This window comes from Sphingobacterium sp. PCS056 (assembly GCF_023273895.1).
In the GTDB taxonomy this organism is placed as follows: Bacteria; Bacteroidota; Bacteroidia; order Sphingobacteriales; family Sphingobacteriaceae; genus Sphingobacterium.
Genome location: NZ_CP096883.1, coordinates 2368316 through 2395244, shown reverse-complemented (window position 1 = coordinate 2395244; position 26929 = coordinate 2368316). Strand labels below are relative to the sequence as shown.

Sequence of the window (26929 nt, the reverse complement as noted above, 5' to 3'; positions counted from 1 at the left end):
TTACGATTAAAATGAAACATTTATACCTGCGGTAATTGAAAACGGAATTGGATACCCCGAATTTGGGGTTTCTGGATCTACACCTGTATATTTATAATTTCCCCAGCTCTTTTTAAATGCCAACAGGTTTTCGCCTAATACATAGAATCTTACTCCCTGACTTTTAATTCTTTTCAATACAGATGAGGACAAACTATATCCCAATTCCAGTGTTCTCAACTTAAAATAAGAGGCGCTTTCTACAAAGTAACTAGAGAATCTTTTTTCATTATTGAGATCGTTAAATGATAAAGCTGGAATATCTGATTGCGAGTTTTGTGGTGACCATGCATCCAGTACGCGTGTACCATAATTTTCACCACCAAAAAAGCTGATAAAATCCGTATAACCTTTAGCAGAATTGTTAACCAAACCACCATAAACCCCATTCCAGAACATACTCACGTCCCATTGCTTATAGCCTACCGAGAAATTTACTCCATAAATAAAATCTGGATCGGCAATACCTAGCCAAGTTCGGTCTTCATCACCGATTCGACCATCTTGATTGATATCTTGATATCTGATTCGTCCTAACCCTTTGCCGACCTGTTCTGCATGCGCATTCACCTCTTCCATGGTTCTAAAAAGACCATCCGCTACATATCCAAACATGGAATTAAGTGGCCTTCCTAAAATGGTTTGATCTACCCCATTTCCAGGATAAGAATTAATAACATCTTCTGGTAGTTTGACTATTTTATTGCGGTATCCAGCCATGTTTCCCGTTACGGAATACTTCCAATGGTTATGAGATGATGAATAGGATAACAAAAATTCATATCCCCTATTTGACATACTTGCTCCATTTACCCAACGATTGCCCCCTTCACCCAAAGTGGCAATAAAAGGTGGCGATATCAGGATATCCGAGGTGTTCTTTTTAAAATAATCGAATGAACCTGTTAGTTTTTGATTAAAAAATCCAAAATCCACACCAATATTATGCTGAGTAGCCGATTCCCAGCGTAGATTTGGGTTAGGTTGCTGCACACGTCTATATCCAGAAGGTAGTGTACCTGTACCAGCACCATTGATATCGTATGCGGTTCCATTGTCAGGATCCCATGTTGGATTAGTCGCATAACTCGCTTGATACATCCCATAAGAAGCGAAATCACCAATCTCTTGATTACCTACTTTTCCCCAACCATAGCGTATCTTCAGATCCGATATGACATCGACAGATTTCAGGAAATCTTCTTGACTTAAACGCCAACCTGCAGATAAAGCAGGGAACCAACCAAATTGATTGTTAGCTCCAAATCGGGACGAACCGTCGTATCTTGCTGTTGCAGATAGCAAATATTTATCCGCTAAATTGTAGTTTACTTTTCCAAAATACGAAAGCAGTCGGTAGGCAGTACCACTCCCACTATTTGTTTGAATACCCTCTCCAGCATCCAGATACATATAATCGGGATCTTCAGAAGCAAATTTACGACGTCCTGCCTGCAGATTCTCAGCATAATAATCTATGAGCTCCTGACCAGCCAAAAAATCAAAATGATGCTTTTCATTCAGGATCCATTTATAGGTCAGCGTATTATTCCACACATAGTTACCCCATCTATTATTAACATTGTTTAAACTTGCTGTATTTTCGGACATAAATCCAGAAACATAGGTTTTCTGCATATTGCGGTCCCAGAGAAAAGAATAGTCCATCCCAAGCATGGATCTAAATTTTAGATTTTCTAACAATTTCACTTCGATATACATATCGCCAAATAAACGCAGCATATTTCGTCTATTCTGCTCATTATCGGCGATCAGTCTAACCGGATTTTGGCGATCGCTCATCCCTGCTACAGGACCACCCCAACCCATACCATCTACAGTATGTACAGGAACGATCGGTTGTATATTACGCGTGCGATCTAACACATTGCCTAGTACATCTTGTTTTATTTTGGTGATCGATAAGTTTTCACCTATTTTCACACGACCCTCCAGTAAATTAAAATCTGTATTTAACCGACCGGACAGACGCTCAAAATACGTTCCTTTAACCGTTCCTTGATTATCGAAATAATCCACAGAAAAGAGTGCTCTACTCTTATCGTTACCCGTCATTAAGCTTACATTGTAATTCTGTACCAAAGCCGTCTGTCCCACTTCCTGTACCCAATCGGTATTGGCAGCACGCATTGTCTTAGCATCATCAATATATTCGGGTACTATAATTTCATTCAGTTGCCAGCTGCCATCACTATTTTGCACATCTTTAAACGTATAAACTCCAAAGTTTGGATCTGTACCATCATCACGTGCAGCTTGCCATTGTACACGCCCCCGTTGCTGGGTATCCAGCCAGTCCAATGATTTTGCATAATTTTTGATACCAGTAGATACACGTGCATCTACACGTGTAGAACCTTTACCCCCTTTTTTTGTCGTAATAATGATTACCCCATTAGCTGCGCGAGAGCCATAGATGCTTGATGAAGATGCATCTTTAAGAATCTGAATCGATTCAATATCAAGTCCAGATATTTCATTCATGGATTTAGTACTTGGCATACCATCAATAATATATAAAGGGCTGTTGTTGCCCAAAGTTCCAATTCCACGAATGAGCACATTGGCAGAACCGTCAGGTGAACCACTAGTCGTAATAAATGCACCAGGTACTCGACCTTGAAGGCTTTTCATGACATTGCCTGTTAAGGGTGCATTTATTTCATCCATTTTCACTACTGCGACTGCCCCCGTCAGATCTGCTTTACGCTGCGTTTGATATCCCGTAACGACAACCTCATCCAAGTTTTCTCCTTCGTCCATCACCACATTTACGACTCGTTGCTCGCCCACAGTTACATATACTATTTTCTTGCCGACACGAGTATAGCGGATCTGAGTACCTTTGGTGGCATTTATTTTATAATTTCCATTTTCATCGCTAGCAGTCACATGCTGTGTTCCCATTACGGTAACTGTCACATCGGATAGTGGAAGTCCCTTGTTATTGGTAATTTTTCCAGACAACGGAATGTCTTGGGCATACACCGTTGACAACAGGCATCCCAGGAACAATAGTGTAAAAACTATTCTTCTCATAATTTAGTAAATTTTAGTTGTTTATAATTAGCGTTTATCAAGATATAGGTTAGGTCAATCTTTTTCTTAACTTGAATTGGCCTCCCCTCTTCCCAAATAATGAATCCATTCAAATCTGTTGATCGCACTCGCATCATAGCTTGGACATGCTCCAGTACTTTGCGTAACAAAAGCACTTAGCGTAGCCGCAAACCCCATGGTTTCTTCAATACTGATATCAACTTGATTGCGCATACGTTTCGATAAAAAAGCAGCCAAAAAAGAATCTCCACTCCCAATGGTATCCTTCACATCAACCTGATATGCCGCAAAATGATAACTGACGCCCGTTCGTTTAGCGTGATAAATTGCTCCAGCAGCACCATAGGTTACAATGACCTCATCAATAGCATATCGTTGCATAATCTGCTCCACCAACTGTCCATCATTGTCTTCCTTAGGTAGATCTAACCACTGCGCAATGATCCCGAGTTCCTCTTTATTCATCTTCACGAGATCAGCATAACTCAGCAAATCCAACAAGCGCGATTGTGAATAGAAAGGTGCTCGCAAATTAACATCTAACACTTTGTACTTCGCCAACTTTAATAGTTCCTTTAGCGTACGATATGAAACCTCATGACGTGAAGAAAGGCTCCCATACACTAGAAAATCAGCATGCTGAACAGCAATGATATCATCTTCAGTTAACTGGATATAATCCCATGCTACAGGAAAAACAATCTCATAAGTAACTTCCAGTTGTTCATCCACATGTACTTCCACAGTTGAAGTGGCATGCTCCTCATCGACCTGCAAAAGTTTAGTAGGAATACCACGTTCTTCACACCCTGTAATCAATTCATATCCACCACTATCTTTTCCCACCCGGCTGATGATCTGAGTTTCTAAGCCAAGATTATTGAGGTGATAAGCAACATTTAAAGGAGCTCCACCAAGTTTTTTACCTGTGGGTAAGTTGTCCCACAGCACTTCACCAAAGCAAAGTCCACGAATGGTTAATTTTTCTCTCCTCATCCTTAATGTAAATTAATCGTTTGATCCATATTTTCTAATGAAGTTCCTTTAGTCTCAGGCATCATACGGATCACAAAAATCAATTGCAATACCATGAAGCCTGCAAAAATCAAGAAGGTGTATCCGCCCCCTAAAAATTCAGTTAGCGCGGGAAAACAAAATGTAATAAGCGCAGCCATCACCCAATGTGTCAGACTCCCGATTGTTTGCCCTTTAGCACGAACATCATTTGGAAAAATTTCGGAAATAAACACCCAGATTACTGCTCCTTGAGAGAATGCAAAAAAAGCAATATAAAGCATCAAATAAAAAGTAATAGACAACCCTTCTGTATGCCCAGAAAAGAAGGCAAATGAAACCAATGATAGCGAAAGGATAAGTCCAATTGATCCCACTAACATGAGTTTTCGTCGACCTACTTTATCAATGAAATTGATAGCCAGTAGCGTGAATATAAAATTTACAAGCCCGATACCCACACTCGATAACAAAGAACTTTGAGCACCTAATCCTGCCATTTCAAATACCCGAGGTGCATAATAGATGATTGCATTAATACCAGAAACTTGATTAAAAACAGCAAATAATATGGCTAAGATCAATGGAGTGCGATATTGTTTAGAAAAAAGAGCACTCGACTGTTCACCTGCACGTTGACTGTTTTGTCGACTATCGATAATCAACTGTACTTCATCTTTATAATTGTCCGCATTGATCTTCTTCATGGTTTCCTCAGCTTCTTCACGTCTATTACGATGTAATAAAAGCCATCTTGGACTTTCAGGAATGAAAAATATAAGTATAAAGAATAATGCAGCTGGAAAAGCTTGGACACCTAGCATCCATCGCCATGACTCCTCCCCCCATTGTCCAATCAAATAATTGGACAAATATGCAATGAGTATACCCAATACGACATTAAATTGAAAAAGACCAACAAGCTTACCTCTAGACTTGGCAGGTGAGATTTCTGTAATATAGATCGGTGCGGTGACCGAGGAAACGCCAACACCTATACCTCCTAAAAATCGGAAGATCAAAAAGAGCGACCAGTCATAGGCTAACGCAGTACCTATAGCAGAGAAAAAGTAGAGTAAAGCAACTGCGAAAAGCGTATTTTTTCGACCAAATCGATCAGAAGGTAATGCACCAAGAGCAGCACCAACAACAGTTCCTATCAAAGCGATAGCCATCGTCAATCCATGCTCAAACTCAGTCAAATTCCAAAATACCTGAACTGCTTTCTCCGCTCCAGAAATTACCGCTGTATCAAATCCAAATAAAAATCCTCCCAGGGCCACGACAAATGACCAGGCCAACACCATGTTTTTGTTCATATCACTTTTATAATTGATTAGAAGCAAATCTATGTGCCCAAGTCTACTTTAGAGATACAAATAGCAGACAAATTGAATAAAATTTGATACATGAAACAAAATACCCACAAACACAATGACTTTCAGTTGATTAAATATTGACCCCCATGTATTGATTAGTGAAAATTGAACAAAAAATTATAATCCTGATTCATTTTATACCCCAATAATACTGATGTACTTTTTACACTAAGTTTGAATAGAGAAGCTTCAAAAAATAAAAAAATGTATATTGCCTTTCGTTTATATAATCAAGTATGCCTAGAAGTCTTATATATGTATTCCTCTTGTCCATGTTGCTTTTTATTTCTTGTCAGCAACATCAACCTCAAGAAAAATATACCATCGCTTTTTCTCAGTGTATAGGGACTGATGCATGGAGACAAACCATGCTGCAAGAGATGAAACGTGAACTGAGTTTCCATCCTGAAATAGCATTTCTCTATGCAGATGCAAAAGGTAATAGCAAACAGCAGATCCAACAGATAGAAACTTTTTTAAAACAAGATATTGACTTACTGATCGTATCTCCCAACGAAGCAGATCCACTTACACCGATAGTCAACTCCATCTATCAACAGAATATTCCGGTTATTGTAACTGATCGTAAGACCTCATCTAATCTATATAATGCTTACGTAGGTGCCGATAATGTGGCTATTGGTAATTTGGCAGGCAAATACATTGCAAACACACTCAAAGGAAAAGGCAATATTTCGATCATCACAGGGCTGAAAGGAACCTCAGCATCCATTGAACGAGAAAAAGGTCTTCGCGAATCCCTAAGGGATCACCCAGCAATAAAAATCACCCATGTTCTAGAAGGAGATTGGGAACGAGCAAAGGCTCGTACGTTAGCCCAAGATCATTTGGAAGAATTAGCAAGTAGCGACCTCATTTTTGCTTTCAATGATCAGATGGCATTAGGAGTACGAGAAATTCTGCAGCGATTTGATACCAAAGCTAATCAAATTATCATCGGTGTTGATGCGCTACCAGGTTCCGGCAATGGACTAGAACAGATCAATAAAGGCTATCTGCAAGCTTCCCTACTATATCCAACTGGAGGAGCCGAAGCTATAAGAACAGCAATAGCTATACTAAAAAAGGAATTTTATCAAAGGGACAATCTGTTAGGCACATTAGTCATCGATAGTAGCAATGCTAATTTGATGGCACTCCAATCTGAAAAAATCGAAGTGCAACAAAGCGATATCGATAGGCAACAGATGCTGATCACGGAGCAGAGCAAAATCTACAACGATCAGAAAACCATTCTTAACGTACTGATCATAAGTTTAGTTATGGCTGTGGTATTTGGCGGCGTGTCCATCATTGTGATCAAAAGTAACTGGAGTAAAAATAAAGATTTAGAGAGCCAAAATAAAGAAATCTTACAGCAGCAACAGCAACTCATCGAGATGAGCGAACAAGTCAAAGAAGCTTCTGAAGCACGCAGTAATTTTTTCACTAATGTATCACACGAATTTAAAACTCCACTTACCCTGATATTAGCTCCTGTAGAAGAATTATTGAAAGAAAAGGGAATTTCAGTGAGTGCTAAGGAACAATTACAACGTATTAGACGCAGCGCGCATAAATTATTCCAGCTTGTAAATGAACTTATTGATATGCATAAGATATCAAAATCCAAGATCAGATTACAGGCAGCACCTGTACCAATAGATCATTTTATACATCAGGTGATCGCAACATTTAAACCTTTATCAACGCTAAATAGAATATCACTTTCCTATAGCAATAGGGCACAAATCAAAGAGCTCTGGTTTGACGAATACCTGCTTGAACAAGTCATGTCCAATCTAATCTCTAATGCTATCAAATTTACCGAGAAGAACGGGAAGATCGAAATCATTTTGGAGCGCAATACTTTTGGCGATTATGTTTACCTCCGCGTCATCGATAATGGCAGAGGCATCAGCCCAGAACATATTGATCATGTATTTGACCCTTTCTATCAAGGCGGTTATAATCCTGATGGTTCTGGTATCGGACTTTCATATGTACAGGAAATTATCAATCTTCATCACGGACAAGTTACTGTCAGTAGTAAACTAAATGAGGGTTCCTGTTTCACCATACGGCTACCTATAGGTCATCTACACCTCAAAAACAATGAACTTAGGGAGACCGTGCCATCAACGGCATCAATCACCAAACAAGCATTATCGACCTACAACTCGAAGCAGCTCGACGAAGAGGTCAGTTTTACCTCCAGCAGACTTCCAAGCATACTGCTTATCGATGATCATGCTGATATCCGGATGTTTTTAAAGGATCTGTTGAAACAGGAGTATAATATTTATACAGCAGAAAATTATGATCGTGCAGTGGAGCTAGCCACGACTAAATATCCAGACTTGATCGTTTGCGATGTTATGTTACCAGACAAAAGTGGTATAGAAGTACTAAAATATCTAAAATTCGATGCACAGACTTCACACATCCCCATTATCTTGCTCACAGCAATAGATTCAGATGAAGGCAAGATCGCAGGTATGAGAGCTATGGCAGATGCATACCTAACTAAACCTTTCAATACAGATCACTTAAAAGCTGTAATAGAAAATTTATTATATCTACGCAAAGGCTTAAAAGAACGGTATATGAGTGAGATAGATCCATCTGATGATCTGAGCGAACGTGAGTATTCGGAACAGGACAAGCGATTTCTCAACAACTTCTCTGCAGTCGTAGAGTCTAGATTATCCGATCCAAAACTAAGCGTAGAAGATATTAGCTCAGAGCTCCACATGTCACGTGTACAATTGTATAGAAAAGTAAAAGCCCTACTACAATGCAGTGTTAATGAACATTTGCTGCAAAGAAGAATGAAAAAGGCTCAACACCTTATTATGGAAGGACTTAATATTAATGAAATAGCAGAAAAGGTCGGATTTTCATCAGCCGCTTATTTCACATCCGCATTCAAAAAATATTACGGAATTACTCCATCTGCCTTTAAAAAGGAAAAAATTAAATAAATGGATATGATGATAATAGACAAATAAATCTATAACAATTTATATCCATTTGATTATAAATGTCCACTAATGACCATGATTTGTAATGACCATCTTCACTTGGTAAGGACCTGTATAATGATTACCCACCATGAGGTTCTCATTGACCGTGATGTAATAATCTCCCGTGTCCTTAAATCGATATTTTAAGTCTTTCCCAAATGGACCATCAACGGTACCGTCTGGCGAGAAAAGTTGAGCAATTCGAATATTTGCGGTATCTGCTGGACTAAGCAGTGTGATAACGGCCGAATCAGGCTTATTTACGGAGATCAAAATAGTATCTGTTATCCCAGATATTTTGTTCATATTTTTCAAGAAGCTCCCACCATAAAATGAAATATGAGATGGTTCTTGTGTCACGCTATCCTCTGAATTTTGATTTGCATGTAGAGGTTCCCTTGAGTGAGGAGACTCACAGGCAGTATGAATAAGAAACATACTAAAAATTACAAGAACAGATAACCTAACCATAAGTTTTGTTTTCAATAACAATTACAGTAATCGAATGGTTTGTTATATCCATAAAATTAAGGAAATTTAATGAAAGGATGATACATACCTACCGATCAAGGAGAAGTCAAAAAAAATGACAAAATAACAAATGCTATATCTTTTTAAGAATATAACATCCTGCCTCTGAAGGGTGGTCTAAAACCATCGATGATCGATCCTCCTTCCAAATAAGTTTGACAATTAAAAAATCTCCTGCAGCTGCCCCAGTAAAAAATATGGCAAATAACAAAAGGAATATATTTCCAGTTATCAATGAAATCAATGCTGGAATAATGCCTAGGATTATAGCAGGCATTAAAGCCCCTATAATATAATGGTTTACTTTTAACGGTTCTTTACAATGACAATATGGAGTTAACATTTTCACTAAAAAACCAAACTTAATGGATTTAAATCCATGTTTAGCATACACGGAAAAAGTTATACCGTGGATCAGCTCATGCAGAACAATTCCAACAATCATAATCAAAAAGATAAGAAGAGGAGCAGAAATAAGGTTACCTCCAAAAGAATCTTTCATTATGCTGATAAAATCTTGTGTAGACCAGAGGAAATAAAATGGAATACCATATGCTAAGATCACTATTGCAAATAAATACAACGCCACAACATTAGCGCGATATAGATCTATGGTTCGCATTTCTTTAGTATAGCTTTCTGTAAAATCTGGTTCCATATAAAAATCGGTTTAATACTTAATTTGTTACTTTTCCATCATCATCTAAAAAAATATGATGGGATACGACATTAATCTTGAAGATAAAAATAAAGCATCACACCAACAATTTTTTCTTATAAAAAGGAATAAAATTATTAACATAGAAATTAAAGAGCTATTTTTGAATAGTAAAATAACTCCATAAAATAAAATTCTATACCATATGTAAACCCAATTCCTATAGTAGGAGGAGATGCTTCTCACCACAAATAAAACAGAAACTGTGGTTATCAATAGCAGTTCTTAACATCAATCAATTAAAATGGCAATTCCAACAAACAAAGAAGAATTACGGCAAGCTGTCGAGATCAATTATAATAAACTAAAAAAAGAACTGAGCAGCATTCCACAAGAGCTGACAAGGATACAGGAATTAGAAGGGCACGCAAAAGGAACAAAGATGATTATCAATAATCTTTTAGCTTACCTAATCGGTTGGGGAGCATTAGTTTTAAAATGGAACCAAAAGAAAGACAACAATGAGTCTGTCGATTTTCCTGAAACAGGCTATAAATGGAATGAGCTGGGCAGGCTAGCTCAAAAATTTTACGAAGATTATCAAGCGGACGATTTTACAACCTTAAAGCAAAATCTGGACATCCATGTTGACCAGATTTTATCACTCATAGCGACAAAATCTAATCAAGAACTCTATGAAATCAATTGGTATGAAAATTGGACCTTAGGAAGAATGATACAATTTAATACCTCATCACCTTATGCAAACGCAACTGGAAGAATACGTAAATGGAAAAAACAGAAAGAAATTTAATCGGATTCATATCAATAATCTTTTAACGAACGATAAAGCTTAATCCCAATTCCTATGAAAAATCAAATAAAGCAAGTATTTGTTATCTTATGCTGTATGTTCTTAAGTTGTAATGCCCAAGAAAATCCAAAGATCATTGGAAAATGGGATGGTTCTCTTAAAGATGCAAAAACAGGAAAACTAGTAGAAAAAATCATCTTAGAGTTTACTAAAGATGGACAGTTTCTCCAACATCTAGGAGAAGGAAAGATGCAGCATACCATAATATCAAGTTACAAAATTGAAAAAGACAAAATCATAACTGTAGAAAAAGAAAGTCAGAAAAAATCTGAGTGTAACTATACCATTAATAAAGACACCTTAACGCTATTATACGATGGTATCTCAAATCAATACATAAAATTAAAATAAGAGCTATAACATAGCTGTAAAATGGCGTTTTATATTATTTGAGCACCATTTTACAGATTTTATTTTGATTTATATGACAGATAGAAGTCCATAATAGTCCATTACCTATCCTTGTTGCAAGTCATTATAATTCTATTTCCAGAATAAAAGCAAACAATTTAAAAACGTTCTAATGTCAATTCCATATTAGCGATCGCTCCAGCAATATTTCCTGTACTCACTGCACTGGCTACAGAACGCATCATCGTACTATTATCACCACAAGCATAGATACCAGGAATGGTAGTTTTCTGAAAATTATCAACTTTGATATGCCCTTGTTCAGTCAACTCACATCCTAACTTATTAGGAATAAGAGCGTGTTGAACAAATGGAACCGCAGCATAAATTGCGTCAAAACGTTGCGATGTACCATCTTTAAATATCACTTCTTTGACCTGCCCCGCATCATGTATAATTTCAGCTATTTCCGTCTCTATGACATCAATATGATTGCGGCCTAATTTATCCAATTGCTCCCCTTTGAAATCAGCCTCCCCCACTGTCAAAATACTCAACTGATCAGTCAAATTATTAACTAGTGAAGCAAGATGAAGTGCACGATCTCCACGTGCAATAATTCCTGTTTTTTTATGACGAAACTCATAACCATGACAATATGGGCAATGAATAACAGAAATACCCCAGCAAGCAGCAAATCCTTTTATATCTGGCAAAATATCCGTAACTCCCGTAGCAAAAATCAATTTTCTAGCTTTAAAATTATGTCCACCTGCTGTTATAAGTTCAAATCCTTCTGGCAAAAATTTCACGTTTATTACCTGATCTTCATAAAATTGTACAGTTTCATATTGAGCAACTTGTTCCTTTCCTAACGTTGCAATCTCTAAAGGAGTTTTTCCATCTTGTGTCAAAAAATTATGGGAATAAGGTGTCTGTCGATTACAGGGTATTCCACTATCGATGATGAGCACATTTCTCAAAGAACGCCCTAAGGCCAGTGCTGCTGAAAGTCCTGCATAACTGCCTCCAATAATAGTAACATCATAAATTTCAACCTTTTTCATCATATATCATAGTTTTATTGATCCAGTAACAAGTGCAGGATCTAATTTTAATAAAGATAATGATTACCGTCTTTATTGCAATAAAGTTGCAATAATTTTATAAAATATAAATTTAATTCTTACGGTTGCATGACACAGGAGATTGCTAACAACCACTTCACATCATAAGCATCGCTTATTTCAATTAGTTTTTGTAAATCATGATGCCTTTTAGGGAAATGATCATGATTGCTTGCGAGTTTATCAACTAACAAATTTCTATAAACAATATTTTCACACATTAAAAAGACAGATAGATGGTTCCCAATGATTCGTCCTTCATCAGCAACTAAATCCGAACCGTGAATAACAATATCCTTAGAGATGAGTGATCCAAAAGTTACAGGATTTTTTGGGAAATCCTGTAACTTTTTCGTGAATGTATCAAAATGTAATGTACCACCAAAACAACTCTGGTAAAATGTTAGCGCTTCTTTACAATTTCCAGAAAATGTGAGGAAGATTCCACTTACTACTTTGTTGGTGTTTTTAAATAACATTGTATCTGAAATTTAAGCATCGGGTATGTCAGGTTCAACTAACTTTTTCATTTTTTCAAGAGACTCCTGCCACCCCAAATAACACATTTCTACAGGTATTATATCTGGAATATTTGTTTGCTCGACAACAAGTTCTGTCCCACAGGATACTTTGTTTAATGATACTGTCGTGATCATTTCGCCAGGTAAATTAGGGTCATCAAATCTATCGCTGTATTGAATCGAAACATGCGGAGTAATTTCTAAATATTCTCCTCCAAATGAATGACCATTTCCAGTACTGAAATTAATAAAGGTCATCTTAAATTTTCCTCCTACTTGAAAATCCATTTGCTGTACCGTACATAAGAAGCCATAAGGAGGTAACCAAGTTGCCAGCGCTATTGGATCTGAGAAAGCACGAAATACTTTTTCAGGACTTGCCTGAATAATCCGATGTAAGGAAACTGTATTCTTTTTCATAACACTAAATTTTAGGATTTACTAATTTTTTGATTCGACATAATTTGAAAAATTGGTTAAAATAGCCTGCCATCCTTGCTTTTGCATTTCTAGATCATTCTCCGTTTCAGCATCGAATGTAGTAACTACAGTTGTTTTACCATCATATTCTGTAAATATTGTTGTGACTTTCCGAGCATCGGCCAAGCGATACGATAGCTTCCTATATAAATCAACTTCATCATAGGTACCTTCAAAATCAAAGCCAAAACTGCCATCCCTTGCCTCCATTCTATTTTTGAACTTTCCATTTACCCGTACATCATTTTCGCTTTTCGGACAGTGCCAGCTCAGGTCTGGACAATTCCACTGCATGATATCACTGGGTGTATTCCAAATCTTCCAAACCGTTTCCGCAGAAGCATGCACGACCGCTGTTACGTTAATCTTTGTTTGTGTTGTCATTGTTCTATGTTTATATTGCTTATACAAAGATGCTACAGTTTACAAAATTTGATCTATTGCAAAAACGACAACTTTAAGGGTGCATTGCGACAAAAACAATTTGTATATTTATGATATAATCTAAAGACGATGCAAATCTCCATTTTCGTTCCACAATATGGTACCATAGAAGGTATTACACCTGCATTTCGAACATTTCACACAGCCAATGAATTCTTGACATTCTTCGGCAAGAAACCGATATTCCATATCGAATACGTCGGTCTACATGAATATGTACATGCAAATAGTGGTGAGTACACGATAAAAACGAATCGATTGCTTAGTGAAGTTATTAAAACGGATCTATTGATCATACCGCCAACTTTTGGAGACATAGATGAAGGTATTAGAGCCAATGCGGATGCTATACCTTACTTCAAAACACTTCATCAAGCGGGTGCTGCTGTTGCTAGCTTATGTGTAGGAGCATTTCTATTAGCTGAAACAGGACTGTTAAAAGGAAAAAAATGTTCTACCCATTGGGCTTACGTCAATGAGTTTAGAGAAAAATATCCCGATATTGAAATCGAAGATGGTACCATTATAACAGCGCATGATCGTATTTATAGTAGCGGTGGTGCCAATAGTTTGTGGAATTTGATATTATATCTAGTTGAGAAATATTCGGATCGTGAAACTGCGATAATGGTATCGAAATATTTTGCCTTAGATATCGGTAGAAATAGTCAGTCTCAGTTTTCCATGTTCAAAGGTCAAAGAAATCATAATTTTACCGATATCCAAAAAGTCCAAGATTTTATAGAAGAGCATTATCATGATAAAATCACGGTTGAAGATCTAGCAAACTTAATCAATGTCGGCCGTAGAACATTCGAAAGAAGGTTTAAAGGTGCTACAAGCAATACACCGATTGAATATATACAACGTGTACGTATCGAAGCAGCTAAAAAGTACTTCGAAGCATCTAGAAAAAATGTCTCCGAAGTGATGTTTCAGGTAGGTTATACCGACACGAAAGCATTTAGAGATATTTTTAAAAAAATAACAGGACTTAATCCAATAGAATATAGAAATAACTTTGCAAAAGTTGGAAATGAGCTGACTTCAAAAGAGCATTAGTACTTGAAAAAAACACAATTTTGTTAATTTATCTTTACAATAACCATACATACATCAATTCATTATTCACTACTTTTTTTTAAAATTTAGAGTAGTTTATTGAATATTTAAAAAAATTAAATTGATGAATTTTCGACAAGAATATCAAATTTGCTTTTACGATGACCAAGAGACACTTATGTAATCATCTTCAAGAAATTAATCTTTTACAGGAATCAAAAACACCACTTTTATTAAGCAACCACATTCCCAATCGTTCTTCAGCAACTCCTTTTGTAACTTTATATGTAAAAATTGGAAGCCCATTAACATCTTTCTCGATATCTAACTTTATGAATTCAATGCTAGGCATACTTTTCAGATCTTGATAAAGATCTGTGATATGGGAAGAAATAATAACAGACGGACCATCTATTTCAGAAAGATACTTGATGACTTCAAGAATAGCTTGAGAAGCGTCATTATGATTCGTACCTTTAAATAATTCGTCAAGAATAATCAAAGCATTTGATTTTTTATCTAGCTGATCTAATATTGTTTTTAATCGAATAGCCTCGCTGTAAAAATGACTATATCCTAGTTCAATGTCATCAAATAAGTTGACACTTGTAAATAGCCCATCTAACACATCCGTTTTTAGGGAATATGCAGGTACCGGAAATCCAATATGGGTCAGGTAAACCGCTATTGAAATAGTTTTAATAATGGTAGATTTACCAGCCATATTAGCCCCAGTTAAAAACCATATTTTCTTAGACTTCGTCATTAAAACATCATTCTTTACAGGAGATTTATGGAAGATATGATATAAACCTTTGATTTCAATGGATCCTGACTGACCTTTTGAATATACGGAAGGAAAACAAAAAGATTGATGAACGGCAACCTTTGCAATAGATAAATAGGCATCGACTTCATAAATAAAATTAAAAATATCAATCAGATCTTCGGCTAGATATTTTCTTATCATACGGTCATAATAGTCGATATTAAAAGTATTTACTTTTAACATACTTATTTTATACAGCTGACTTTTAAAGAAATTTTGAAGACATTTTTCAATTTTATCACGAATGGTTAACATCACTAAATCTTCGGTTTGCGCCAAGCATTGCATTACAAATGCACGTGTTTTAATCAAGACTTCACAAACTTCTATAATATGCCTTTTTTTATAAAAGTATTCAGGAGTATTAAGACGAAATAAATTTAGAAAATTGAATACAATCACTCCCTCCGTATGGTGATTACTGATATACAGTTGCAGATCTTTTAAGCCTAATCTATCGAAAGAAAAATTTATATTAATAAATGGGATTAAACGTTTAATTTTAGCATGTCTTTGCTCGATTAAATCTACTTCTCCAAGTGGCGAGTAGAAAAGATTTCTTAAAATTTGTTGTCCACCTTCCGTTACCGTTTGATCAAAAATACCAAAGACAGATCCATCGATGGAAGCTGCAATATGAATATCCTTTAATGTTTGTTGATCTATGTGGAATTTATTCACCATCCCCATTTTCTATTTATAATCACTTAATAGCATCAGCCGAATTTACTTTATCCTTTCAAAAATAGAAAGTCAATAATCGTTAGTTAATTTACTAAAATTAATGATAAGAAATATTAATTTAAAAAAATTGTACAAAAAGCAATAGGCCACCTTATATATGTACTATATTTTTTGAAATAACTGAACTTGGATTTCCCATAATGTTGTTCAAAGTATTTATCATTTTCTTTACATTGTGTTGTCAATACTATATATTTGTTCAAACAGCGTTGACTCAGATATGAAAATCCCAAAAAAACTCTTCGTCCGTGAGCAGGAAATAACTGCTGATTTTTTAAGAGCGCTAGATAATCATCTTTCAGATATATTATGTGGCAATAAGGACCAAATGTATGAGATCAGAGATTTTGCTGCCGTGCTGCACATTCATCCCATACATCTCAGTAATACCATCAAATCTGCAACAGGACATTCTCCTTGTTATTTTATGGAAAATCGTTTAATGGAAATTTCAAAATCAATGTTACAGCAAATCAATATACCGATTGCTGAAATTGCAAGGACACTAACATACGATCCCTCAAACTTTACTAAATTCTTTAAACGTTTTTCAGGACAAACTCCTAAACAATACCGAGCCGATTTTTTGTTGAATTTATCTCAGAATCCTGATGGGACTAACGGATAAGCCTTAATCATTGATAAATACTTAAACAGTCACCATTTTTATCAACATTGGTCGCTTAACTTTGTTTTCAATTTAAAAGCACATGGAACCAAAAAATAAAATTGCACTGGTAACTGGCGGTAGCCGTGGACTAGGAAAAAATACAGCTCTCAAAATTGCATCAAAAGGAATTGATATCATCTTAACGTATCAATCTCAAAAAAAAGAAGCAGAAAATACTGTTGAAGAAATAAAAAAACTTGGTGTCAATGCGACTGCCTTACAGCTTAATGTAGCTGACAGCAAAATCTTTGATGCATTCTTTACAGAAGTAAAATCAATCCTAAAATCTGTATTTAATACGGATAGATTTGATTTTTTAATCAACAATGCTGGTATAGGAATACATGCATCTTTCGCTGAAACAACAGAAGAACAATTTGATAATTTAGTAAATATTCACTTCAAAGGAGCATTCTTCTTAACGCAAAAAGCTTTACCACTTCTTCAAGATGGAGGTGCTATCGTGAATATTTCATCAGGACTAGCTCGTTTTTCAACTCCAGGATATGCAGCCTATGCGTCCATGAAAGGCGCTATGGAAACATTAACAAAATATCAAGCCAAAGAACTTGGAGCAAGAGGAATCAGAGCCAATATTGTAGCTCCAGGTGCAATTGAAACTGATTTTGGAAATGGTATGGTGCGCGACAACGAACATGTTAACATCGCCATTGCAGCGCAAACAGCACTCGGCAGAGTAGGATTGCCAGATGATATCGGAGGTGTAGTTGCATTCTTATGTACCGAAGATGCGAAATGGATCAATGCACAACGTATTGAAGTATCGGGCGGTATGTTTTTGTAGCAGAGAAATGATAATAACATCATCTTAATCCATTTCAAAATCGACAAAAACAGCACCATCAAAATGTTGTTCTTCCACATTCCTGAGCGCATCATCGATAACAATTAATGCTGGTTCACCAACTTTAGATGTACTATCTATGCGCACTAGATAATCCCACACGTCCGTGACCTGAATGGGATAGTAACTTGGATTTTCATGATCGATCCCTTGAGCGGATGCTAAAATATTATAACCTCTAATTTGCAGCTGCCTTAATAAATGATAGTTAACAGGTAAAAATTGCATATTCATACATTAAAATAAAGTGCATACAGTTGAAATATCCAGCTCTTATAAAAATTAATTACTTAATCGTAAATGCTCTTTATAATGTATTGCCAAACGTTTAAAATTTAGGCAACGTCTATATTTGAAAATCTTTTAAACAAGACAGGATATTTCAAAATGCGACAAAAGTTCCAAAATAATATTTTTCTAGAGATCAATAACTCAAATATCGAGCCTTACATTTTATTAATAATTTACGATAAACTTCATTATTACACTACCTTCTATGATCCGACCTTTTATTAATCTTCTTATTGCCAAACAACTATTCACGATGAAATGTTTCAACTTTTTGGGGTAAAATAAATGAAATTTCAAATTATCCGAAGAACCATCAATTTTACAATTAAAAGTTTAAGGCTGTAACTGAAATGTGAAGCGAGAGAAGACGAGTTTCGAATGATCTATCCGGATTTATGGAGAGATAGTTAAATTTGGGGAGAATCAGGAAAATACTAATTCCACCATTAGGGAGAGTTGTGGAATATTTGAGATTTAAATCGTGAAGATGATCCAATTCTTATCTTTAAAAAAATGCTCCCCATTCAATATGAATGAGGAGCGATCTCACAAAAATTTAATACACTATTTTTTAATAAACAGACTTGCAATATTAAGTACCGCTTCAGCACCCAATGGTTCATCAAAAGACTGAGTTGCTGCGGCAAGAGATATATTTCCCGACACTCCCTTTAAAGTTGTAATATCGACATTTGCTTGCATTTTGTTATCTTCACCCATATAAACAGGATCTACAACTGCACCAATCCCGCTATCATTAGCTCCTGTTATCCATGGCTTTTGATTGGCTGCTCCACCTCCGCGAGCTCTTCGCATCTGACGGATATGAGATGCGTGACGAGCCTCTACAGAATGGATTTGTAAAGCAGCAGTTAGTACAACCTTGTTGCCTAACAATATTCCAGCCTGACCTTTATAAGCACGTACACCAGTATCTTCAAAAGCCTGAGCTAAAGCTAAAAATGTATCATAATCACTAAATACATTGGCAAAAGTACCGCCTGCTGTAAAATCAAATGTAGGTTTAGAAACAGCCTTATCACCTAACACCTGTTTCAAAAATTTAACATGAGCATTTTCGTGATCGCGAATCGTCGTGATGGCGCCCAATGGTCTACCTGAAGGAATCAGATTTGAAGCCGCCACGCCCATCGTGTAATACTCCGCTTCAAGATATTCCAAGGTCAACGCATAGTTCAACACCCCAGTCACATCGGTAGGTGCAGTAGCTCCGTATGCTTTCTTAAACAAATCACTTATGAGGAAAGGCAAAGAAGCCAATGTAATTTTTTTACCAAATGAAGTCATATTTCGAATAACTTCTCTACGTGGGCTAATGCGATCTGTAAATTCAGGATCAACATTATTTATTTCGTCAAAAACATTTAAAAGATTCATAACAATAAAATTTAAAAAAGTTAGTAAGTAGGTAAATCCTTTACATCAATTTTAGATTTGATAAAAGGGGCAGCAGCTTGCAGCACTATGCTAGGACTTTTTGCAACATCAAGACCATTTGAATCGATGACCTCCTGATTAGCGAAACTTCCATTATCAATAAGATCTCTGATCCATGCAGCATGTCTAGCTTCCACTGAAACGATCTTGCCTGCTAACAGTAGATAAGATACATCCTTGATCAACCATCCTGCGCCATTATAGGCAGATACCCCTAGATCTTCAAATGTTTTTGCTGTAGCCAATACGCTGTCACGGCTAGAAAAGTTAATCCCCGAGAGATTAAATTCCAGATCTAATATTGCTTTGTCTCCTAATGCTTTTTTGAAAAACTCACGATGTGCAATTTCATGATCGCGAATGTCTGTAAAAAAGCTCTTTTCCATGTCTGTAATACCAGAAAAAGGGCTGTTTACAACTTTAATGTAAAATGCAGCTTCAAGCTGTTCCAGTGCGTAAGCATAATTCAAAATAGCAATGTCGCCACTACCAAAATAAAAACCATCACCGCCCATATCAACATCGTCATTACGATCCTTTTTACAACTTGAAAGACCTAACAAAGCGACACCGGCAAGTCCAGCACCAGTAAATTTTAAGAAATCCCTTCTATGAAGGTCTTTTTTATCGAGGTGTTCTTTTTCATCGATTAAACACTCTTTTTGAGATGACATCTTTTCCATAACATATTCGTTTTTTAGTGTATAATTTTAGTTTCTAAAACTATATACGAGAACTGTTACTCCATGGATTGGACAATTTTACTTTTTTTAATAAATAATTTAAAAACCCGTTTAAATCATTAGATATCAGCACAATAACAGTGTCTCTTCATATTTTTTAGTTCAATTAATCAAAAAAACTGTTTATTAACGTGCTTAGATTTAAAAAAATACATCCAAACCAGATGTAGCCCACCATGACATTTCGGTTGCATAACTTTGTGGATAATAAAATTAAATCAATTTCAGGTAGAATAATAAAAAATAACGATATTACAAGAGATCAAATAGATTAATCAAGCTATTATCAAGACAATTAATGATCATGACTAATACAGCACTACTCATTGGCAACGACATCAACAATATCAACAAAGGAACAAGTTGGAATGATCTGTTAATTAGCATCAAAAACAAATACCATGTTCAAACTTTAGAAAATGGTCGGAAACCATTTCCTATGCTCTATGAAGAGATATTTTTAAGCGCCATACAGCAACAACACATGGATGAAAAGGAACTTAAAACCTTTATTGCTGATGCCGTTTCTAATATCCAACAAAATGAGCTTCACGAACTGATTAGGGAATTATCGGTTGAAAATATCATGACAACCAATTATGATTTCAGTTTAGCCGGTACACATCCGAAAGAGAAAACTAGTCTGGTAAATGAAACGACATACAGTGTATTTAGAAAATATCATTCTTTAAACAAGACTTACTGGCATATACATGGAGATTGCAATAATCCCTTCTCTATTAATCTAGGTTATGAACATTACTGCGGGCAATTACAAAAAATGCGAGATTACGTTGTCAATGGACCAAATTATTCAGCAAGCACAAAAATATATAAAGCTTCTCTGATCAGAAGGTTACAGGCAGGAAGACAAATGGTTTTACAATCCTGGATCGACCTTTTCTTCACTACTGACATTCATATTTTCGGACTTTCATTAGATTTTGTAGAGATCGACCTGTGGTGGCTTTTGACCTACCGAGCGAGAAACAAATTTTATAAGAAAAATACTTTTATAAAAAATCAGATCTACTATTATATCCCAAACAAATATGTGAATGATTCATCCGATAAAATTCAGCTATTACGTGCTAATGATGTGAAAGTTGAGATTATCGATGAAGAAAATAAATCGAAGTATTATCAAAAAATAATAAACAGCATTAAGCTCAAATTATAGCGAATACCGATCATATAGAGATAAAAGATATAATACGTTTGCTTTTTGAAATAAACAAACGTATTACGATCATATTAAAATTTCATTTTTTGAATTCGTACCGCATTCAATATAGCGATCAAAGATACACCGACATCTGCAAAAACAGCCTCCCACATCGTTGCTATCCCACCTGCTCCCAAGATCAGTACAATTCCTTTGATCACAAAAGCTAATGTAATATTTTGCCATACAACGCGTTTAGTCTGCTTACCTATACGAATCGCGACTGGTATTTTGGATGGCTTATCATCTTGAATCACTACATCTGCAGTTTCAATGGTCGCATCGCTACCTAGTCCACCCATTGCAATCCCTACATCACTTAACGCCACAACCGGAGCATCATTGACACCGTCTCCAACAAATGCCACCCGTTGATGTTGTGCTTTGATTTCTTTTAGCTTATTTACTTTATCTTCGGGCAACAGATCTCCAAAAGCCTGATCAATACCCAATTGATCAGCCACATAGCGAACAACAGTGATTTTATCTCCGCTTAGCATAGTTGCTTTTACATTTAGTTTGTGCAACTGTTTAATGGTATCTAATGCATCGGCTTTAATGCTATCCGCAATAGTAATATAACCAACAAACTGACCATCATACGCAACAGCAATCACCGTATATACAATCGTAGCGGGGTCAATATCATAACGGACATTAAATCTATCCATTAACTTAAAATTGCCCACCAGCAATTGTTTTCCATCCACTGCAGCCTTTAATCCATGTCCCCCAATTTCTTCCACTTGATCTAAGCGAAGGTTGGGATCGACCTCACCGACATACTGATGGATAGCTGTAGCGACGGGATGGGTACTTTTACTTTCCAAGGCATTCACCATTTTTAAGATTACTGCCTGATCAAAATCTGAATTAAAATTAACTTCTTGTACCTGAAAGATCCCTTCAGTCATGGTGCCCGTTTTGTCCATGACCACATGTTGTATAGTCGCTAGCGTATCCAGAAAATTACTTCCTTTAAACAATATACCATTGCGACTGGCTGCACCTATTCCTCCAAAATAACCCAGAGGAATAGAAATAACTAGAGCACAGGGACAAGAAATCACTAAAAATACTAAAGCCCGATATAACCAGTCACTAAACATGTAATCTGCTACAAACAGCGCTGGCAATAAACAAATACCGATCGCTAGAAAAACAACTATTGGCGTATATACTTTTGCAAATTTACGGATGAACAATTCAGTAGGTGCTTTTTGAGCCGTTGCATTTTGTACCAGCTCTAGGATCTTACTCAATTTACTATCTGTATACGAAGTCGTTACCTTAACCATACTGACCATATTCAAATTGATCATTCCCGCAAGGACAGAGTCACCTTTTGATTTACGATCAGGTTTACTTTCTCCAGTCAAAGCGGCTGTATTAAAAGAAGCTTCATCCGATAGTAATTCACCGTCTAAACCTAATTTTTCTCCTGGTTTTAATTGAATAATAGATCCGATCTCTGCATTTGCAGCTTTTATGATTTGTGGCTGATTATCGATCAAAATAGTAACTTCGTCTGGGCGCTGATCCAAAAGCGCCTTAATATTTCCTTTAGCCCTTGATACAGCTAAAGTTTGAAAAACTTCACCAACAGCATAAAATAGCATGACTGCCACAGCCTCGGGATATTCACCAATAGCAAATGCACCAAGGGTAGCGATAACCATTAATAAAAATTCTGAAAAAACATCACCCTTACGTATACTGACAACCGCATCTTTAATAACAGGAAAACCCACAGGAACATACGCAACTACATACCATACAACCCTTATCCAACCTTCAAACCACTCTTGTGCCATCCAATTATCCAAAGCAATAGCTGCCATCAAAAGTACAAAAGAGATGATTGCAGGAGCAAACAGTTTCAATGGACTGCCTGCTACATGATCATGATTGTGCCCATCATCATCACTATGTTTAGTATGATCGTGTCCCTCATGATCATGACCTTTACATTTGTTCTGATGGTCAACCAATTCAGGAGCACCAGCTTGTGTATATATCTTTGTCGCCTCTGTACAGCAAAGCTGATTTCCAGCCTGATCATACGTATGTTTGTGTTGTGTAGTCATTGTATAAGATTTCTTAAACCTATTAATAATACCAAAGATACTCACTCATGAGATGCAATACTATTGCATAGTTTCATTCATACAGTTTTCACAGATTCCTTTAGCAAAAAATCGAACCTCATCCATTCGAACTGCACTATTAATGGGTGAAGAAAAGCTGATATCTGTCCGGCATGTGGTCTGCTTACAGATCTTACAATAAAAATGAAGATGCCAATCCTTATGGGTTTCCTCATTACAGTCATCATGGCAGAGTATGTATTTACTTGTATTATTTTCTTGTATACTATGGACGATACCTTTTTCTTCAAAAGTTTTGAGTGTGCGGTAAAGTGTTATTCGGTCTGCAGGATAGAAATGGGATTCCATTTCCGACAACGATAAAGCAATATGTTGTGAAGCCAAAAAATCGTAAACCAAAATCCGCATACTCGTTGGCTTCGTATTTTTATCTCGAAGTTTATTCTCAATTTCGCTATTCATTTACTTGTTTTTAAACCGGATATCATCCATTTTAATTTTTAAAGCCAGATTTAATCTTCCACCAAACGTGCTGTACAGCAATACGATCAAAAAAATGATTGATTATGCTACTGAAATTTACATATAAATATATAAACTGTACATCTTAATAATTTCAAATGGATATGTATTAATAAACTATCATCAACAATTAAGATACCACCTTTCTGATGTCAACATTAGCCCTTGCAAAATGGATGATATTTTAATTACATTTTATCCATAACATGATCATATATCTTCAAATATCAATACTCTAATGTAGAGCCAACAGGGTTTAATTACTTTTCAAAAGGTGGTTTGGGAGTGTTAAGTGAGAGGTTTAGTCTTTAGGTTATTAAAATAGTTGATTTTAGATAAAAACATAGTGGCCATCTTCTCTCCTCTATGAATCGCTTCATCGGCTTTTTCTCCTTCAAAAAATTCGTGCACTGTACGATACCAAAGCTTTAACCAAGCATCAAAATGCGCATTAGTAAGCGCCATGGCAGCATGTGGTGGAAATGGACTTCCAAAGTAGCTATGCTTTTCCAGCAAAATAGTTTGCCAAAAGCTATACATTTTTTTTAAATGTTCCTCCCAACGTCCTTCCAATAAATTATTGAAGATGGGCCCAATAAGCAAATCCTCACGAACCCGCCCATAAAATGTATCAACAAGTAATTGAATATCTGCTAGTGTTGTGATATCTTTCTTTTTCATATGCCCGGTACATAATTAATAAAACGATTATTTTCAGTATTATATGTATGATCAAATATAATCATAATTAAAAGAGTTAAAAGTCTTTTATTACTATATTTGTGTTAATCAAAAAAAAACTGACATGGAAATGAATAAAAACAACACGCCTGTATCGCTATATCAAGGAGTATCTCATGCATCAGAAAAACCAATAGTGACGCTTTTATTAGAAACATCATCGACCAAAGAACTCCGGATATGTCTAGCAAAAGGAGTACTGATGGTCGATCATAAAAGCCCCTTTCCTATTGTCATACACATCCAGGAAGGATCCATCAACTTAAATATTGCAGGCGTTATGCATACCATGACAAAAGGAGATCTCATTGGCATAGAAGGAGCCATAATTCACAATCTTAAGGCAACTGAGAATAGCATCATCAGGCTTTCCATACATAAAAAGGATCATATGGAACGTGTACAGAATGTCTTAAATACCAATTAGAGCTGTATCTTTGCATAAAATACGACAATTAATAGAATCAAAAAATGGGTGTTTTTTCTAAAACCTGTGAATATGCCATCCGTGCGGTATTTTATATCGCTCAAAGCTCTCAAGAGGGACGAAAGGTAGGTATTAAAGAAATTGCTGAAAAAGTAAAGTCTCCGGAACCCTTCTTAGGGAAAATTCTTCAAAACTTGAGTAAAGTAGGTATAATACAATCTTCAAAAGGGCCCCATGGTGGATTCTTTATTGATCCAGAAGGATTAAAAAAGCCCATTGCTGATATTGTATTAGCCATAGATGGCGAACAGATTTTTACAGGTTGCGGCATGGGATTAGATTATTGCTCGGAAAAAAATCCATGTCCACTTCACCATGATTTTAAAAAAGTAAGAAATCAATTAAGCAGTATGCTCAAAAAGACAAGTATCGGACAGTTTAATCTCCAACTCATAAAAGGAAGTGTTACTTTATATAAATGACAATTCACTCCTTTATTTTTATTTAGGAGTATTCACAGCGAACATATTATAATACATGTAACATCGAACGATCGTATTTGAAAAGAAAAACTCAACAAAAAAGGTCCTATCTCTCGACAGGACCTACATAAACATATGATACTTAATTAAACAATTCCTACAAATAACTATTGATTGATTTAGAAACTCTCCAGACACCGCCTTCATTGATTAAGGTAACCAATTCCATTCTTGTAAAATTTTCAAACTGCATCGTGATTTTTGCCACCATATAGTTTGCAGACTTCTCTAAAATTGAAGTTGTTGTTTTGCAGTTTAACTGATACCCTTTTTGCTTCTTCAAAAAACTGATCACTTCAGCTCTACTATTTGTTTTGATATTTTTGCCATGTACCTTTTGACTATAATCTGATGCAAATAATTGTTCCAGTCCAAGCGATTGCCCTTCCGTGATCACTTCTACATAATGAGTGATAGCAAAATCTGCAGTAGATAGATTAATTGCTTTTTCCGGACGTTCAGCGGCGATGGTCAAGGTCGAAATTGCTACCAATACTGCTGCTGTGAATGTTTTTACTAATGTTTTCATAATGTCTTTATTTTATAGATTTAGTTTTCTTTAGTGATCAGTTAGTCAATCAAATATTTCTTTCAACTTTCTGATTCAAAATTAAGACAAGTAAACAATCAATTTTATTACATTTAGATCAACAATAGCTAAAACTCGGTAAACAGCAGAAAAATAAAGGTAAAGTATTAAGCGCCTACCAAATGGTCAGCCTCCAATTGATCAAAAACCATCAATACACCAACAACTTGAAATTGTTCTTTTAAATATTCTGCTCGCGAGAAATAACGAACTTCTCCGATTTCATTACTAGGTTTGATATCTTCTTGAAGATCATATATAAAACAATCTTGCTCCATAATCACCACAGGAATTTCACCATATGCTGGAGCTGTGATATGGCAATAAAATCTTAACCTTTCAGGATCTAACGCGATCATCAGTTCCTCTTCTATTTCTCTTTTCAACGACTGCAATGAGTTCTCTCCTTGATCTACCTTACCTCCAGGCAGATACCATGCTTTTTTATTATTGCTATAAGCAAGCAATAATTTATGATCCTTTAGTGTGATCAGACCTGCGGTATGAAGACGTGATGATATTGTATGCATATTAAAAACTTTAAATGTATGATAAGATAATCTACCAATTTTTACAGGAAAATCAATA

Annotated in this window: 27 protein-coding genes; 9 read left to right on the top strand and 18 right to left on the bottom strand. The window is 35.9% G+C overall.

Annotation, left to right across the window (positions count from 1 at the left end):
- Positions 1–6 precede the first annotated feature (6 nt).
- From MUB18_RS09995 to MUB18_RS09985, 3 genes are all read right to left on the bottom strand, one after another.
- Positions 7–3099: a SusC/RagA family TonB-linked outer membrane protein gene (locus tag MUB18_RS09995; RefSeq protein ID WP_248755791.1), complete on the bottom strand. Its 3093-nt coding sequence runs from the start codon at positions 3097–3099 to the stop codon at positions 7–9.
- 66 nt (positions 3100–3165) lie between these two features.
- Complete coding sequence (locus MUB18_RS09990) at positions 3166–4116, bottom strand: carbohydrate kinase family protein (RefSeq protein ID WP_248755790.1); 951 nt, start codon at positions 4114–4116, stop codon at positions 3166–3168.
- A gap of 2 nt (positions 4117–4118) precedes the next feature.
- Positions 4119–5480, bottom strand: a complete 1362-nt coding sequence (locus MUB18_RS09985) for a sugar porter family MFS transporter (protein ID WP_153196633.1) — start codon at positions 5478–5480, stop codon at positions 4119–4121.
- A gap of 269 nt (positions 5481–5749) precedes the next feature.
- Here MUB18_RS09985 and MUB18_RS09980 point away from each other — a divergent pair, with 269 nt between their 5' ends.
- Entirely contained in the window at positions 5750–8497 is a 2748-nt protein-coding gene (locus MUB18_RS09980; protein ID WP_248755788.1) for a substrate-binding domain-containing protein, read from the top strand.
- Positions 8498–8563: 66 nt separating this feature from the next.
- Here MUB18_RS09980 and MUB18_RS09975 read toward each other — a convergent pair whose 3' ends face one another.
- Together MUB18_RS09975 and MUB18_RS09970 are read right to left on the bottom strand one after the other, a co-directional pair.
- Positions 8564–8845 (bottom strand): hypothetical protein, encoded by a 282-nt coding sequence (locus MUB18_RS09975; protein ID WP_248755787.1) that lies wholly within the window; start codon positions 8843–8845, stop codon positions 8564–8566.
- A 298-nt stretch (positions 8846–9143) separates the two neighbouring features.
- Positions 9144–9728 (bottom strand): DUF3267 domain-containing protein, encoded by a 585-nt coding sequence (locus tag MUB18_RS09970; protein WP_248755786.1) that lies wholly within the window; start codon positions 9726–9728, stop codon positions 9144–9146.
- A gap of 304 nt (positions 9729–10032) precedes the next feature.
- Between MUB18_RS09970 and MUB18_RS09965 the strand changes: the two genes are divergently transcribed.
- Both MUB18_RS09965 and MUB18_RS09960 read left to right on the top strand, forming a co-directional pair.
- On the top strand, positions 10033–10542 hold the full coding sequence (locus tag MUB18_RS09965; protein WP_248755785.1) for a ClbS/DfsB family four-helix bundle protein: 510 nt from the start codon (positions 10033–10035) through the stop codon (positions 10540–10542).
- A 54-nt stretch (positions 10543–10596) separates the two neighbouring features.
- Complete coding sequence (locus MUB18_RS09960; protein WP_248755784.1) at positions 10597–10953, top strand: hypothetical protein; 357 nt, start codon at positions 10597–10599, stop codon at positions 10951–10953.
- Positions 10954–11111: 158 nt separating this feature from the next.
- Here the strand turns inward: MUB18_RS09960 and MUB18_RS09955 are convergent, their stop codons facing one another.
- From MUB18_RS09955 to MUB18_RS09940, 4 genes are all read right to left on the bottom strand, one after another.
- Positions 11112–12023 (bottom strand): NAD(P)/FAD-dependent oxidoreductase, encoded by a 912-nt coding sequence (locus MUB18_RS09955; protein WP_248755783.1) that lies wholly within the window; start codon positions 12021–12023, stop codon positions 11112–11114.
- Between the two features lie 116 nt (positions 12024–12139).
- Entirely contained in the window at positions 12140–12559 is a 420-nt protein-coding gene (locus MUB18_RS09950) for a VOC family protein (protein WP_248755782.1), read from the bottom strand.
- A gap of 12 nt (positions 12560–12571) precedes the next feature.
- On the bottom strand, positions 12572–13021 hold the full coding sequence (locus tag MUB18_RS09945) for an SRPBCC family protein (RefSeq protein ID WP_248755781.1): 450 nt from the start codon (positions 13019–13021) through the stop codon (positions 12572–12574).
- A gap of 21 nt (positions 13022–13042) precedes the next feature.
- Positions 13043–13465, bottom strand: a complete 423-nt coding sequence (locus MUB18_RS09940; protein ID WP_248755780.1) for an SRPBCC domain-containing protein — start codon at positions 13463–13465, stop codon at positions 13043–13045.
- Positions 13466–13594: 129 nt separating this feature from the next.
- Between MUB18_RS09940 and MUB18_RS09935 the strand changes: the two genes are divergently transcribed.
- Entirely contained in the window at positions 13595–14587 is a 993-nt protein-coding gene (locus MUB18_RS09935; protein WP_248755779.1) for a GlxA family transcriptional regulator, read from the top strand.
- A gap of 190 nt (positions 14588–14777) precedes the next feature.
- Here MUB18_RS09935 and MUB18_RS09930 read toward each other — a convergent pair whose 3' ends face one another.
- Positions 14778–16100 (bottom strand): MutS-related protein, encoded by a 1323-nt coding sequence (locus MUB18_RS09930; RefSeq protein ID WP_248755778.1) that lies wholly within the window; start codon positions 16098–16100, stop codon positions 14778–14780.
- A 280-nt stretch (positions 16101–16380) separates the two neighbouring features.
- Here MUB18_RS09930 and MUB18_RS09925 point away from each other — a divergent pair, with 280 nt between their 5' ends.
- Positions 16381–16788 (top strand): helix-turn-helix transcriptional regulator, encoded by a 408-nt coding sequence (locus MUB18_RS09925; RefSeq protein ID WP_094772280.1) that lies wholly within the window; start codon positions 16381–16383, stop codon positions 16786–16788.
- 82 nt (positions 16789–16870) lie between these two features.
- The gene (locus MUB18_RS09920) at positions 16871–17635 is read left to right on the top strand and encodes an SDR family NAD(P)-dependent oxidoreductase (protein ID WP_248755777.1); all 765 of its coding nucleotides are present in this window, start codon (positions 16871–16873) and stop codon (positions 17633–17635) included.
- A gap of 24 nt (positions 17636–17659) precedes the next feature.
- On the opposite strand, the gene MUB18_RS09915 is transcribed toward MUB18_RS09920, so the two are convergent.
- From MUB18_RS09915 to MUB18_RS09905, 3 genes are all read right to left on the bottom strand, one after another.
- Positions 17660–17929 (bottom strand): hypothetical protein, encoded by a 270-nt coding sequence (locus tag MUB18_RS09915; protein WP_045755091.1) that lies wholly within the window; start codon positions 17927–17929, stop codon positions 17660–17662.
- A 621-nt stretch (positions 17930–18550) separates the two neighbouring features.
- Complete coding sequence (locus MUB18_RS09910) at positions 18551–19384, bottom strand: ferritin-like domain-containing protein (RefSeq protein ID WP_045755092.1); 834 nt, start codon at positions 19382–19384, stop codon at positions 18551–18553.
- A 20-nt stretch (positions 19385–19404) separates the two neighbouring features.
- Entirely contained in the window at positions 19405–20127 is a 723-nt protein-coding gene (locus MUB18_RS09905) for a ferritin-like domain-containing protein (protein ID WP_094772279.1), read from the bottom strand.
- A 364-nt stretch (positions 20128–20491) separates the two neighbouring features.
- On the opposite strand from MUB18_RS09905, the gene MUB18_RS09900 reads away from it, so the two are divergent.
- A complete protein-coding gene (locus tag MUB18_RS09900) occupies positions 20492–21367 on the top strand; it encodes an SIR2 family protein (protein ID WP_248755776.1) in 876 nt (291 codons plus the stop codon).
- Positions 21368–21441: 74 nt separating this feature from the next.
- On the opposite strand, the gene MUB18_RS09895 is transcribed toward MUB18_RS09900, so the two are convergent.
- The 3 genes from MUB18_RS09895 to MUB18_RS09885 form a co-directional block, all read right to left on the bottom strand.
- On the bottom strand, positions 21442–23499 hold the full coding sequence (locus MUB18_RS09895; RefSeq protein WP_248755775.1) for a heavy metal translocating P-type ATPase: 2058 nt from the start codon (positions 23497–23499) through the stop codon (positions 21442–21444).
- Positions 23500–23559: 60 nt separating this feature from the next.
- Entirely contained in the window at positions 23560–23982 is a 423-nt protein-coding gene (locus tag MUB18_RS09890; protein WP_045755095.1) for a Fur family transcriptional regulator, read from the bottom strand.
- 348 nt (positions 23983–24330) lie between these two features.
- A complete protein-coding gene (locus tag MUB18_RS09885; RefSeq protein ID WP_248755774.1) occupies positions 24331–24723 on the bottom strand; it encodes a group III truncated hemoglobin in 393 nt (130 codons plus the stop codon).
- Between the two features lie 124 nt (positions 24724–24847).
- Here MUB18_RS09885 and MUB18_RS09880 point away from each other — a divergent pair, with 124 nt between their 5' ends.
- Together MUB18_RS09880 and MUB18_RS09875 are read left to right on the top strand one after the other, a co-directional pair.
- Positions 24848–25210 carry a hypothetical protein gene (locus MUB18_RS09880; protein ID WP_094772277.1) on the top strand — a complete coding sequence of 121 codons (363 nt, stop codon included), beginning with the start codon at positions 24848–24850 and terminating at the stop codon, positions 25208–25210.
- Positions 25211–25254: 44 nt separating this feature from the next.
- On the top strand, positions 25255–25692 hold the full coding sequence (locus MUB18_RS09875; RefSeq protein WP_045753523.1) for an RrF2 family transcriptional regulator: 438 nt from the start codon (positions 25255–25257) through the stop codon (positions 25690–25692).
- 157 nt (positions 25693–25849) lie between these two features.
- Here the strand turns inward: MUB18_RS09875 and MUB18_RS09870 are convergent, their stop codons facing one another.
- Together MUB18_RS09870 and MUB18_RS09865 are read right to left on the bottom strand one after the other, a co-directional pair.
- Positions 25850–26281, bottom strand: a complete 432-nt coding sequence (locus MUB18_RS09870; RefSeq protein ID WP_248755773.1) for a nuclear transport factor 2 family protein — start codon at positions 26279–26281, stop codon at positions 25850–25852.
- 167 nt (positions 26282–26448) lie between these two features.
- A complete protein-coding gene (locus MUB18_RS09865; RefSeq protein ID WP_045755405.1) occupies positions 26449–26871 on the bottom strand; it encodes an NUDIX hydrolase in 423 nt (140 codons plus the stop codon).
- Positions 26872–26929 lie beyond the last annotated feature (58 nt).